General features: G+C 61.5%; 12 protein-coding genes. 6 read left to right on the forward strand and 6 right to left on the reverse strand.

The features are described 5' to 3' along the window. Nucleotides 1–179: 179 nt before the first annotated feature. Nucleotides 180–1,886 carry a peptidoglycan-binding domain-containing protein gene (locus RID42_13610; GenBank protein MEQ8248707.1) on the forward strand — a complete coding sequence of 569 codons (1,707 nt, stop codon included), beginning with the start codon at nucleotides 180–182 and terminating at the stop codon, nucleotides 1,884–1,886. Here the strand turns inward: RID42_13610 and RID42_13615 are convergent. Then, nucleotides 1,883–2,665, reverse strand: coding sequence for a helix-turn-helix domain-containing protein (locus RID42_13615; GenBank protein MEQ8248708.1), 783 nt, complete (start codon nucleotides 2,663–2,665; stop codon nucleotides 1,883–1,885). The genes RID42_13610 and RID42_13615 overlap by 4 nt on opposite strands. Nucleotides 2,666–2,844: 179 nt before the next feature. On the opposite strand from RID42_13615, the gene RID42_13620 reads away from it, so the two are divergent. The 4 genes from RID42_13620 (at nucleotide 2,845) to RID42_13635 (ending at nucleotide 5,463) form a co-directional block, all read left to right on the forward strand. Next, on the forward strand, nucleotides 2,845–3,393 hold the full coding sequence (locus RID42_13620) for a flavin reductase family protein (protein MEQ8248709.1): 549 nt from the start codon (nucleotides 2,845–2,847) through the stop codon (nucleotides 3,391–3,393). A gap of 313 nt (nucleotides 3,394–3,706) precedes the next feature. Then, nucleotides 3,707–3,949, forward strand: a complete 243-nt coding sequence (locus RID42_13625; protein MEQ8248710.1) for a hypothetical protein — start codon at nucleotides 3,707–3,709, stop codon at nucleotides 3,947–3,949. A gap of 69 nt (nucleotides 3,950–4,018) precedes the next feature. Beyond that, complete coding sequence (locus RID42_13630) at nucleotides 4,019–4,840, forward strand: hypothetical protein (protein MEQ8248711.1); 822 nt, start codon at nucleotides 4,019–4,021, stop codon at nucleotides 4,838–4,840. Nucleotides 4,841–4,974: 134 nt separating this feature from the next. Beyond that, a complete protein-coding gene (locus RID42_13635; protein MEQ8248712.1) occupies nucleotides 4,975–5,463 on the forward strand; it encodes a hypothetical protein in 489 nt (162 codons plus the stop codon). Here RID42_13635 and RID42_13640 read toward each other — a convergent pair. The 4 genes from RID42_13640 to RID42_13655 all read right to left on the reverse strand — a co-directional run bounded on the left by RID42_13640 (nucleotide 5,460) and on the right by RID42_13655 (nucleotide 9,602). Beyond that, a complete protein-coding gene (locus RID42_13640; protein MEQ8248713.1) occupies nucleotides 5,460–6,548 on the reverse strand; it encodes an OmpA family protein in 1,089 nt (362 codons plus the stop codon). The two genes, RID42_13635 and RID42_13640, sit on opposite strands and share 4 nt — an antisense overlap. Nucleotides 6,549–6,651: 103 nt before the next feature. Further along, on the reverse strand, nucleotides 6,652–7,119 hold the full coding sequence (locus tag RID42_13645) for a tetratricopeptide repeat protein (protein ID MEQ8248714.1): 468 nt from the start codon (nucleotides 7,117–7,119) through the stop codon (nucleotides 6,652–6,654). A gap of 139 nt (nucleotides 7,120–7,258) precedes the next feature. Further along, nucleotides 7,259–8,473, reverse strand: a complete 1,215-nt coding sequence (locus tag RID42_13650) for a CoA transferase (protein ID MEQ8248715.1) — start codon at nucleotides 8,471–8,473, stop codon at nucleotides 7,259–7,261. Between the two features lie 79 nt (nucleotides 8,474–8,552). Next, a complete protein-coding gene (locus RID42_13655) occupies nucleotides 8,553–9,602 on the reverse strand; it encodes a dienelactone hydrolase family protein (GenBank protein ID MEQ8248716.1) in 1,050 nt (349 codons plus the stop codon). A gap of 66 nt (nucleotides 9,603–9,668) precedes the next feature. On the opposite strand from RID42_13655, the gene RID42_13660 reads away from it, so the two are divergent. Then, nucleotides 9,669–10,793 (forward strand): FAD-binding oxidoreductase, encoded by a 1,125-nt coding sequence (locus RID42_13660; GenBank protein MEQ8248717.1) that lies wholly within the window; start codon nucleotides 9,669–9,671, stop codon nucleotides 10,791–10,793. Here RID42_13660 and RID42_13665 read toward each other — a convergent pair. After that, nucleotides 10,790–12,421 (reverse strand): 3-(methylthio)propionyl-CoA ligase, encoded by a 1,632-nt coding sequence (locus RID42_13665; GenBank protein ID MEQ8248718.1) that lies wholly within the window; start codon nucleotides 12,419–12,421, stop codon nucleotides 10,790–10,792. The genes RID42_13660 and RID42_13665 overlap by 4 nt on opposite strands. Nucleotides 12,422–12,448 lie beyond the last annotated feature (27 nt).

Here is a 12,448-nt window from a genome sequence, read left to right on the forward strand (position 1 = left end):
CAACGACAATCGGCCAGGGAACGAAACCGCACTATCCCCAGACGCGACCGGGCGCTAAATTCCAACGTCCGTCATGATCGGTTCGGAGCACGAAAGCGATCGCCAATCTAGGTATTTTCCCTCTGTCCAGCCGCCAGCGCGCCGCGCTGCGGCAGGTTGTTTTCGGACTGACAGCCTCCTTGACTGCCTTTGCGGCAACCACGGCGATAGCGTTCCCGAGCGCCCCTTCCCTGCCCGGCCACCTTGTGGTCCGCGCAGCGGTGGAGGATCGCCCTAGCCCTGGACCTGACTTTCTCACCGATTTCGTCCGGCAGTCGGCGTTGATCTCACGCATACAGGATGTCCTTGCCGATTTAGGGATCTACGCCGGCCCCGCCGACGGCGAAATGACGCCGGCGACGGAGCGGTCGATCCGCATCTACCAATCGCAGGTCAACCTTGCAGTTACAGGTCGCGCAACCCGTGACCTCCTCGACCACTTGGAGACCGTCGGCCGCGCCAACAAACTCGTGGGGCGCCTTGCCGAGACCCGCGACCGAAATCAAGAAACCGCGCGCCAAGTTCTTCTCACTAGCCAGATCGCAGATCGATTACGCAGCGACGGCGATTCGCAATCCGCCAACCCTTTGCGCGATCCGTCCGCCTGTTTCGCCAAGCCGACACCCGACTGCTTGCTCGATGAGAGTTTTGAAAGCGCCAAAGCGGTGGCCGACACCAAGTTCCGCGATTGGGCACTCGGCGATGTCGCCGTGGCGCGGGCAGCGACCGGATCGACCGATGCCGTCTATCGAACGATACGGCTTATCGAGGACCCCAGACTGGTCGTCGCATCATTGCGCGACGCCGCCGTCGAATGGGCAAGGCTAGGCAAGACTGCCGAGGCACGTGAAGCTATCAGTGGGATGCCGGATCCGATGCATGCCGCCGCGATCCTCGCGGCAATAGCGGTCGCCCAAACCGCACACGGCGACAGCGAAGGGATCGGGATGACGCTGGGCGAATTGCTCATCGTCGCCAACGCTGGAAAGAAACCGGTCGAAACCGTCGTTCTTCTTGCAGGCCTCGCCTTCGATCTTCACAAGAACGGTGCCGAGGTTGCAGGCGACGACGTTCTCCGGGTCGCCGTGGACACGACCCACGATGCGGCATTGGAACCGCGCGACCGCGATCGCGCCATCGGCGAAGTCGCGGCTGTATACGCTAAACTCGGCCAGACCGAAACCGCGCGCACGCTGATGAGCGGGATCGCCGATCCAACCTTGCGCCGCCCGGCTTTGATGGCGCTCGCCGAAAGAAGCATGGAAGTCGGCGAAGCCCCCGCTACACTTCAAGACGCGACAGACGTTGAGGACTCGCGCTACCGGGTCGTGGCGTTGAGCTACGTTGCGATCGCCCAGGTCCGGGCAGGCGACCTGAACGCGGCGCGCCAAAGCGTTGACAAGGCACGCACAGATATCGACTTGATCGACCCGCGCTTCACCTACGCGAGAGCCTTCGCGGTCAGCCGCGTCGCGACCGCCCTCGCAGAAATGCGCGGATACCAGGACGCCGCCTCGGCCGCGGACGAAATTGAAGACGACAGCCTTCGGGCCCAGACCCTTTGGCATCTGGCATCGGTTCAGGCTCGCGACGGCAACGCGGCGTCATCCGAGACACGAAAGCTGGCCCGGCGGGCTATCGACGATATTACCAGCGACATCGATCGCTCTTGGACGCTATCGCGCCTAGCGCTGAACAGCGCGAGCCGCGGCGAGGATGAACTTGCAACGGCAACGTTCGGTGCGGCGCTCGCGGTTGCCCAGGAAATCGGCAACAGTTTTGCGCGGGCTACTGCCCTCGCCAATCTCGCCAAAACGCTTGTCCAACTGGAAGCCTCCGGCCCTTAGGCCGCAGTCTGGCTTTTCTCTTCGAAGGCCTGGGCGATGTCCTGCGCCGTCGCCTTGAGTTCGCCGAGATACTTGTCGACAGCGGTCGATACCGACATTGCCGAATCGATATAACGCAGACTGATCGCGGCCACGACACGGCCATGCGGCAGGACCGGGACCGCCACCGCGCTATCGTTGAGGTGAGGTCGGGTTGTCGTGGCATACCCCTTCTCTTGGACCTCTCCGAGGATCTTCCGCATCAGGCGGGGGTTACGGGCCATCATATCCGACGGGTGGGTATCCGAACGGGAGAGCACATCGAGCATCGTTTCCCGCTGCTCCTCGGGACAAAACGCGAGGTAGGCTTGGCCGGCCGAACTGGCCAGGATGGGAAAACGGAAACCGCCGCTGATCCGGCGCAGCGCCAGCGGCGAGTTCTTGTCGGTCGTTTCGCGCACCAGCATGGTGGTGCCATGAATCGTGGCGATCGCAATCGGCCACACGACTTTCTTGCAGAGCGCTTCGATCCTGGGCTTGGCGATCTCCGAAACCCACGATTCGTCGCTGAAGCCGTCGCTCAGCCCGCGGACCATGATCGTCAGCCGGTAGCGCGCGTCGGCCGAATCGCGAAAAACGTATCCAGCCTCCCGCAGAGTTTCGAGCATGCGGTAAACCGTGCCCCGCGACAGGTCGGTTTCCTCCGCGACCTCGGTCACCGTGGCGCCGTTTCGGCGGTTGAGCGCCTGGAGGATATCCAGCCCCCTGACGAGCGATCGAACTGGTCGAAACTGTGTCATTTTTGTATCTTGGTGGCGGTCCTGGACATCGGCGCACGGTGTACGCAGATTGAACAAACCATACGTTCACGATGCGGGCAAGAGCCCGACGGATGTTCAGGTCCGGGCCTGGCGACAGATTGGGCTTGATCCGTCTGTACCAGGCATGTCACTCGAAGGGTAGTGCGGCGTAGCAGGCAATGTCAGTGAACGCAGACGACACAAAGAATTCGAAGCCTGCGGTCCCTGCACGCGAGCTCCCAGGCGAAGGCGACCCGACCGGTCGCCGGTTCCGCAATATGCTGGGCCAGTTCGCCACGGGGGTCGCCGTGATCACGACCTGTGCGGAGGACGGCACCCTAGTGGGGGTTACCTGCAACTCCTACACATCGGTTTCGCTCGAACCGCCGCTAATCCTTTGGAGCATCGCCAACGCCTCGGCGAGCGGGCCCGCGTTTACCAAAGGCCGCGCCTTTGCCGTGAACATCCTTGCCGCAGCCCAAGAGGACCTGGCGCTACGCTTCGCCAAAAGCGGCGAGGAGAAGTTTGTAGGTACGACCTGGGAACCGGGACTCGATGGTGCCCCGCTTCTTGAGGGGTGCGTCGCCTACATGGAATGCCGGGTCGAGGAACGTTATCCCGGTGGGGATCACGCCATCATTCTCGGCGCCGTTGAGCGTTATGTGAACCTCGAACGCGAACCGTTGCTATTTCATTCCGGGGAATTTCGCCGCCTCACCCGCCCGTGAACCGCGCGTCGCCGCCGCGCTGCACACCCTGAATCCGTCCAGTGTCATAGTCGAATACCGCCGTGCGCCTGCGCCCCAAAAAGGTTGCAAATAAAGTCCCGAGCAAACCCATACCGAGCCGTACTATTCGCTGTCGAATGCTTCGTCGCGGCCAAGACGACCGCCACACCGACTGTGGGATTCTAGGAAATTGGAGCCGTTATCCCACGTTTACTTGCCGAAAACTAAATCTAGTGGACAAGACACTACATCTATGCACAATCTCCGACCTGAGAACCTTTGCAGTCGTGTAGCAATCCTATAAGGGGGAAACATGCCTGATATTTTTGACAGAGTTCGGACCTGGATAGGCCAGATCGTCAGCGTAGTACTCGTACTTATTCCGCTCGCTTTGGCCGCTCAGATCTTGGTGGGTGGCAACAACGTGCCCTTCCTGGGGGACGGCGGCGTTGCCCAAAATCTGATGGACCTTATCGGCACACTCGGCAACAACGGTCTCGTTGGCTTGATCGCCTTGGGGATCATCCTCTACCTATTCCGCGGCATGTCGAAATAGCCGTAGTTTAGTTCCTGGGAAAGCCCGGATCTGGTCGTCAGGTCCGGGCTTTTCTTTGCCCCGGGCACCATGACAGACAGTTTCTGGATCATGCTCGGCGCTATCCCCCTTGGGATCGCCCTTCTCAGCATCGGTTTACTGCGATTCGCCGCCGGCAAGGACCTCGGCGGTCGGATTGCGAGCACCGGCACAGGTATCGGCCTTCTCGCAGCCTACGCCCTTGTGCGCCCGAGCGCGCCGCTTTTCGAAGACCGAGTAGCGCTCCTCCTCGTCGTCTTCCTTATGGCCGGCGTGCTCGGCGATCTTCTTTTCGGCAAGATCAAGATTCTCGTCCAGACGATGACCATCGTGTCGCCGTTGCTGGCCCTTGCCTGGCTCGCCAGCGGCGTCCTGGAGAGCGCTTCGACCGGGACCATGGTCGCGTTCGGCCTTTCATTTGCCGCCATCGCCGGCATCGGCTTCAGCCTTTCTAGCGCCGATCCAGCGCGCACCGGCACGACCATTCTCGTTGCGATGGCCGGGCTCGGGATCGGATTGGTATTGCTTTTGGGGGGCGATCGCGTGACCGCCAATATCGCGTTGGGTGCTGCGGCGGTTGCCCTTGGGTTCTTCCTATGGAATTGGCCGGTGCCGCGATTTCTTGCCGGCGCAGGCCTGCTCGTCGGAGTTGCCGGTCCCCTCCTTGCACTTGCCGCCGCTGCTGCCATCGATGGAAGCGCCAACCGACTTGGCCTAGCGCTCGTCGCCTTGGTGTTCTTCGCCGACAAAATGTTTCGATTGCCGGCGACGGGTGGGAGGATCGGTCGCGCCACCGAACCGCTTTTACTCGCCGCCGTCAGTGCAATTGTTGTCCTGGCGGCTATCGCTGCCACGACATTCATTGCCCTCTAGCTAGGGCCTGAAAATCAATATTTTGTAGTAAATTCGGGTAGATATACCTCTAATTTGAGGTAATAAATCACATCTTGCCCCGGCGCCAACACGGTGCGATAAGACGGTGGGGCGCTATTGTTCTGGGGGAATTTGTGGGCCGACGTGTCGGTTTTTTTGGTGTGTTGGTTGCGGCGGCACTGGTCACAGGCGCGACGCTTAATACCGCCCACGCCGACATCGACGTAGGCGCAACCAACGACAGCGCTGTCCAAACCCGAAAACTGCAGACCGAATTGATGGTCTCCGCGCTCTATTGCGGGCAACAGGCCCGCTACAACGCATTCGTCCGCAGGTTCGAAGCCGAACTGGTCGTATCGGGGCAAAAACTTAAAGCTCTTTTTGTTTCGCAGCACGGTACCCGACAGGGGTTGCCGAAGCTCGACACATACCTGACGCGACTCGCAAACGAAGAGTCCCAGCGACGTCTGACGCTAGGAACACGCTACTGCGAAGACGCCAAGGCGCTCTTTACCGAAGTTTTGACGCTGAAACAGGCCGAACTTGTCGCCTTTGCCGCAAGCCGCGCATCGACGCCGCTTCCCTTCGGCCGCGTCACGCTTCTTCAAAACCGTCTCAATTAATTCAGAATAATCTGAACGCGGCGATTGCGTGGCTCACGCACGCCGTCGGGCGTGGGCACAAGCGGTTCGCTTTCACCGCGCGCGAAGATCTCAACCTCACTCGCCGCGATGCCCTGTCGCACAAGCGCCGCACGAACCGCTTCAGCCCGCCGTAGAGAGAGGCCGAGGTTGTAGGCATCCGGCCCCGATCGATCGGCATGCCCTGTGGTTGCAATCCGGGCCGAGCCAACCTTCTTGGCGTTGTCCGCCGCAGCGCGGATGATTTGATCGGCCTCGGCGGTGATGTCCGCACGGTCCCAATCGAAGAAAACGAGATACTCACGCGGTATTTCTGCAAGCTGCTCTTTCGGAGCGACGGCGGGTGCGGGCGCCGGTGGCGCCGCTTCCGCTTTAGGCGCAGGTGGCGGCGGCGGAGGGGGTGGCGGCGGTGGCGCTGCCGCTACCTGGGCCATCTTTGGCGCCGGAAACTTCCAACGCAGTCCGACCATCACCCGACGGTCCTCGTAATTGGGTGAAACGGCGGCGCCGGCCCGGGTCGTAAGATCGAGGCGCTGGCTGCCGCGGAAACGCAGATCGCCGAAGGCCGAAAGCTGTTCGTTAATCGCGTAGGAAGCGCCCGCAATGGCTTGGATGTAGGGGGCGGTGCTGCTGTCGTCCAAAACCGACGCGCCGACCGGGGAAACCGTATCCAAATTGACCCGGATCATGCCGGCGCCGAGCCCGACATAGGGGGTCAGCTTCATCGCCGGGAGATGGAAATCGGCAATCATGTTGCCGCCGAACGACAGCCCGGTCACGTCCCCATTGCCCGCCACCCCCGACACGGTATCGACATCGTGCCGGCTGTAGGCGAACTCAAGCTCACCCCGCAACCAATCGCTGAAGTATCTGCCGACGGCAGCGGCGATGCTGCCCTCGGTATCGGTGTCGATTCGGGCCAGAAACGTATTGGAATCGGCGGTGACGTCCCGCAACGCGGAAAGACCGGCGGCGCCCGCGACATAGACCTCGCCCTGTTCGGCACTTGCAGTTGTCGCTGTGGTCAACAGCAATGCCCCGGCGAGGGCAACACGAATTCCGCGCATCAACAGTATCCCTGTGAAGGTGGGCTGCCCGACGGCAGCACTTCACGCGATACTAAAACGCGCGCTCCGAATCCGCAAAACCAATCGCTGTTGCGTGCCGGGGTTAGCTCGTTTTGTTAGCCCGCTTGTAGGCTTTGACCGCCGCGTCGAGGGATCGGCGCTCGGCGCAAAAGGCACAAAGCGTCTTCAGCGACGCCAGCAGCGCATCGGCTTTCTCAAGCTGATCCGTCTCCAGGTAGGAGATCCCGAGATACTCGTGCGCGCCCTTATGCTTGGGATCGATCTGGAGAGCCCGCTGATAATGGGTAAACGCCATGTCGTAGTTCTTGAGCATTCGGTAGGAGAGACCGGTCAGGTTCTCCGCGTCGGCATTTTGCGGCTCGGCCTGCCGAACGTCGGCGAGGAGCGTGAGCGCTTTCTGATAATCCTTCAGGTCGATGGCTTCGACCGCGCCGGCCCAGTTCGGGTGAGCGCTTTGCTTGGCCCCACTGCTGTCCATGGCTGCCGCGCCGGACACACCGAATATGACTGCAAGGGCCAGGGCTGCGGCGAATGCTGAAAGAGCTTTCATTTCTACGTCCTTACCAGTTCACGCTATATCGATGTTAACGCCGTTCGCGCCCGGAATCTTCCATTGGACGCCAAAGTGCGTCCGGTCTGTGTAATACACCAGGCAGCCCTAGCCGGTTTCAATATCTCGCGATTCGGCCCTAGATCACGCCCCGTTCACGCAATTCTGAGATTTCCGTCTCTTTCAGCCCGAGAAGTTGCTGAAAGACATCTTCGGTGTCCTGTCCCAACGAGGGGCCCAAATGATCGATCCCGCCCGGCGTCGCGGTCAACCGGGGAACGACATTGGGCACGCGGACCCGCCCAATCCTCGGATCCTCGATTTCGCGGATGTTCCCGCGGGCCGCGTAATGGGGATCTTCGAAGATTTCGTCGATCGCGTAGACCGGACCGCAGGGTACCTCGCCCTTACCGCACAGGTCGATCACCTCGTTGCGATCGTGCTGGAGCGTCCAATCGGTGACGAACTGATCGACCTCGGCGCGCGCAGCCTCGCGTTTAGCCAACGTTCCGTAAATCCCCTCGCCCGTTACGTCCGGTCGGTCCATTACCGTCGCGAGCCTGGCAAAAATCTTGTCGTTGGTGCAAGCAATGGCGACCCAGCGGTTGTCCTTGGTCGGGTAATGGCTGTGCGGGACGACATTGACCGTTCCCGGCCCCATGCGTTGGCGCACAAAACCGAATTGATCGAACGCGGGGGCAAGTTCGTCGAGGATGCGAAAGATTGGCTCGTAAAGTCCAATGTCGACGACCTGACCCTCACCGGTTTGTTCCAGCGCCCGAAGCGCGAACATCGCCCCCAGGGCGCCGTAAATTCCTGCCAAATAGTCCGGCAAGGTGGCCGAACCTGGTGTTACGGGGGGACGATCCGGATACCCGGCCAAAAAGGAAATCCCGCCAAAGGCGTTCGCGATTCTGCCGAAACCGGGCTTTGGACTGTTCGGTCCGGTTTGCCCATAGGCGGAGATCCGCACCATCACCAAACGCGGATTGCGGGCCTTGAGAACATCCCAACCGAGGCCCCACTTCTCTAGGGTCCCAGGCTGGAAATTCTCAATCAGAACGTCCGACTTCTCGACGAGCTGCTTGAGGAGTTCCGCGCCCTCGGGTTTGCGCAGATCGAGCGTGACGGATTTCTTGTTGCGGCCTTCGCTGAGCCACACCAGCGTCTCGCCGCACTCGGTCTTCGACCCGAACTTTCGCACCGGGTCGCCGCTGCCGGGAAGTTCAACCTTAATGACTTCGGCACCGAATTCCGCGAGCTGGGTGGCGCAAAAAGGTCCTGCAATGAACGTCGCGCAGTCGATGACCCGCAGGCCCTCTAGCGGTTTGTGTGTTTGTGCCGTCTCAGTCATCGAGGTTCCCTCAGTCGGATCGGTTCAGATGTTCGGACATTCATAGGGGCCGGTTGCCGTCCGTCAAGCGTTCCGCTTGTTACCTCTCGGCGGTCTGGTCGCCGTCCTTTGGAAAGAGAACGGGGGTCAAGAACCGGGCGACGTCCCGGTTCGATTGGGCCCGGACCTCATCGTCGCGTCCAATGAGATACCCTTCGCGCCCAACGCAAAGCGCCAGAGCCGTAATGCGTAACCATCGGTTGGACATCATCAGTCCGGTGCGGAGGTCTTGGACTCCGCCGCTGCGTTCAACGCGGAACCGGCACGGGGCGAGGTTGCGACCGATCATGCGCGAGCCGGGAAACGCGCCATCCCATTGGTGATGAGCGTCCGGGTACGTCACGCGCTGGACCCTCGCCCCGCCGGCCTCCAGATCGGCATCGACTTCGGCACACCGAGTTGGATCGACGATCGCGTCCCGACCTCCATCCACAAACAGAATAGGTGCTCCGGTCGCCCGCGCATCGGCGAAGCGCGCAATACACGGGGCGTAGAACGCCACATGCGCGGCAAACCGGTTGCCCTCGGGGGCGTAGCGCTCGCTCACCTGGGCGTGGGCGGCATAGGTCGTCGCCATGCCGCCGTAGGAGAATCCGACGAGCGCAATTCTATTGCCGTCGATATCGCCACGGTTGGCCAAATACCTCAGGCCCGCGAACGCATCGGCGAGCATCATGGCCTCGGTGACATCGATCAGGCGGCGGGCGAAGCCCCTTCCCCGGCCCCCGCGCGCGCCAAACACATCGACCACCAATGCCGCCACGCCCATCGCCGCATATTGCCGGCCATAGGTCATCTCGCGCGCTGCAAGGACCCCGCCGGCACCGTGGAGAAGAATAACGGCCGGTACCGGCACGCTGAGGTCGTCGGGAAGAAACAACGTGGCTTTTGCGGTCGTCCCCGGCGTGTCCGCGGTACCAACTTGGCGCAAACCGAACGGACTCGCGGTCTCGAACGAAACGGCTTGACCGGGAGCAAGCGCATCGGGTTGCGGCCAGATCGTCGGTATTTCCGCCTGGGCGGACGAGGCCGACACGGCGACGGCGCAGAGCACACCGCAGATCAACACCTTCTGGAGAAAATTTCGCAACCCGCCGCCTCCACAGGAATGGTAGAGAACAACCGTACTTTGGGAGGACGGGCGTGGCGAGGAACGATGGATGAATACGACTATCTTGTGATCGGCGGCGGAATCGCCGGATGCTCGGTCGCCTACTTTTTATCTGAACACGCGCGTGTCGCCGTCCTTGAGCGCGAATCTCAACCGGGCTACCACACGACCGGTCGCTCCGCCGCGTCCTACACGACCGTCTACGGCAATGTGCCTATTCGCGCGCTAACCCTCGCAAGCAGACGTTTCTACGATCATCCGCCGCGCGGGTTCACCGCCGCACCCCTTCTCACCCCGCTCGGCGCGCTTTTCTTCGCCGATCAAGATGGATTACCGGCGCTAGAGGCGTTGCTCGACAGCGTCAACGACCCCGCTCGCTTGGTCCGCCTCAGCGGCAATGAAGCTCGCGCGATCGTTCCTGTACTAGGCAATCAAGTAGTCGCCGCGGCCCATGAACATGTTGCCAGGGGGATCGACGTTCACACGCTTCACCAGGGGTTCATCCGGGGTCTTCGCGAAAACGACGGACACCTTCAAACCAGCGCCGAGGTCCGTGGCCTCACCCGCGCGAACGGCTACTGGGAAGTCGAAACGGGCGACAAAACCTACAAAGCGCCGGTCGTGATCAATGCCGCCGGCGCATGGGGCGATGTCGTCGCTGGCCTCGCTGGGATCGAGCCGCTCGGCCTACAACCGAAGCGCCGCACCGCGCTAACCTTTCGTCCAGATGCCGATCTGAATTTTGCCCATTGGCCGTTCGCGGTTGAGATCGGCGAATCTTTCTACTTCAAACCCGAGTCCGGTCTATTGCTGCTGTCCCCAGCCGACGAAACGCCAGCGCCACCCGGCGATGCCCAACCCGAAGAAATCGACATCGCGGTCGCGATCGACCGGCTTCAGTCGGCAACCACGTTGCGCGTCGATCGCGTTGCCCATAAGTGGGCCGGCCTCAGAACCTTTGCCGCCGACCGGACGCCCGTCGCCGGTTTCGATCGGCAAGAACAGGGGTTCTTTTGGCTGGTCGGGCAAGGCGGCTACGGCATTCAAACGGCGCCCGGCCTCGGCCAAGTTGCGGCAGCACTTGCAATGGAAAAGGACATCCCGTCCGCGATGGCCGATCAGGGCGTACGTGCCGCCGATCTAGCCCCGGCGCGCCTGCGTCAACGCTAGACGGTTGGGAGTGTGTAGTCGGCAAAACGCCGGCGCAGCTCGGTCTTGAGCAACTTGCCCGTTGCGGTGTGGGGCAGTTCGTCGACGAACACGACATCGTCCGGCAGCCACCACTTGGCGACCTTGCCGTCGAAGACCGCCATGATGTCTTCTTTGCTCGGCGACGCTCCCTTCGCCGGGACGACGACCAACAACGGGCGCTCGTCCCATTTCGGGTGCGACACGCCGATAACGCAGGCTTCGGCGACGGCGGGATGCCCTACGGCGATGTTTTCAAGCTCTATGGAACTGATCCATTCGCCGCCCGACTTGATGACGTCTTTGGTGCGATCGACGATTTGGATATAGCCGTCGGGATCGATGGTGCAGACGTCGCCGGTCGAGAACCACCCATCCGCGTCGAACGCAGGATCGCCCTCCCGTTCGAAGTAGCGTTGCGCAATCCAAGGACCGCGAACCTTTAACGCGCCGAAGGCTTTGCCGTCACGGGGAAGTTCCCGCCCGGAATCGTCGACGATCTTCAAATCGACACCGAAGATCGCGCGCCCCTGCTTGACCTTCAAGTCGAATTTCGCCTCGCCCTCCAGGTTCTCAAACGCGGGTTTGGGGGTGTTGACGACACCGACGGGATTCATTTCGGTCATCCCCCAGGCATGGAGCAAGCGAACGTCGTGGACATCCTCGAACTCTTGAATCATCGCGCGGGGGGCGGCCGATCCGCCGCAGACCACCCGCTCCAGGTGCGGCAATTTTTTACCGGTCTCGCGCAGGTATTGGAGCAGCAGAAGCCATACCGTCGGAACCCCAGCACTGAGCGTGACAGCTTCGGCGTCCATCAACGCGTAGACGCTTGCACCGTCGAGCGCCGCCCCTGGGAATACCAGCTTTGCACCGGTCATCGCCGCGCAATAGGGGATGCCCCAGGCATTGACATGAAACATCGGCACGACCAGGAGAATCGAATCGCGGGCGCGGACCCCCAGCACGTCGCCCATACAACTCGCGAACGAGTGCAACATCGTCGACCGGTGGCTATACAGCACGCCTTTCGGATCGCCCGTCGTGCCTGACGTATAGCAAAGCGCGGCCGCAGCATTCTCGTCGAAGATCGGCCACTCGAAGACATCAGACTCCGGCGCGATCAGATCCTCGTAGCACAGTGCATTCGGCAACGAGGTTGCGGGCATGTGCGCACGGTCGCACATCACGACGAACGCCCGCACGTTTGGCATTTGTGGCGCTAGTTGCTCGGCCAGAGCGACGAACGGCAGGTCGACGAAAAGGATGCCGTCCTTCGCGTGGTTGGCAATGTAGACTATCTGATCGGGAAACAGGCGTGGGTTGATTGTGTGACAGACGCCGCCCATCCCAGAGACGGCGAAGTAGATTTCGAAATGCCGATAGGTATTCCACGCGAGGGTACCGACGCGCTCGCCCTCCTGCACATTCAGCTTCTTCAAAGCGTTCGCGAGTTGCTTCGAGCGCCGCGCCGCCGCGGCATAGGTATAGCGATGGATTGCACCTTCGGCGGTGCGCGACACAATTTCCCGTTCGCCGTGATAGGTCGCGGCGAATTCGATGAGCGATGACACCAGCAAGGGCCGGTTCATCATGTCGCCGTGCAGCATGGCGCCTCCAGAAATCGAAGTATCGGA

It is taken from the genome of Alphaproteobacteria bacterium, from assembly GCA_040216735.1.
Taxonomy (GTDB): Bacteria; Pseudomonadota; Alphaproteobacteria; order SHVP01; family SHVP01; genus CALJDF01.

Coding starts and splice junctions, on each gene's coding strand:
- RID42_13615 (MEQ8248708.1), bottom strand. CDS start 2,665: ATGACACAGTTTCGACCAGTTCGATCGCTCGTCAGGGGGCTGGATATC.
- RID42_13630 (MEQ8248711.1), top strand. CDS start 4,019: ATGACAGACAGTTTCTGGATCATGCTCGGCGCTATCCCCCTTGGGATC.
- RID42_13620 (MEQ8248709.1), top strand. CDS start 2,845: ATGTCAGTGAACGCAGACGACACAAAGAATTCGAAGCCTGCGGTCCCT.
- RID42_13660 (MEQ8248717.1), top strand. CDS start 9,669: ATGGATGAATACGACTATCTTGTGATCGGCGGCGGAATCGCCGGATGC.
- RID42_13640 (MEQ8248713.1), bottom strand. CDS start 6,548: ATGCGCGGAATTCGTGTTGCCCTCGCCGGGGCATTGCTGTTGACCACA.
- RID42_13645 (MEQ8248714.1), bottom strand. CDS start 7,119: ATGAAAGCTCTTTCAGCATTCGCCGCAGCCCTGGCCCTTGCAGTCATA.
- RID42_13665 (MEQ8248718.1), bottom strand. CDS start 12,421: ATGCTGCACGGCGACATGATGAACCGGCCCTTGCTGGTGTCATCGCTC.
- RID42_13625 (MEQ8248710.1), top strand. CDS start 3,707: ATGCCTGATATTTTTGACAGAGTTCGGACCTGGATAGGCCAGATCGTC.
- RID42_13650 (MEQ8248715.1), bottom strand. CDS start 8,473: ATGACTGAGACGGCACAAACACACAAACCGCTAGAGGGCCTGCGGGTC.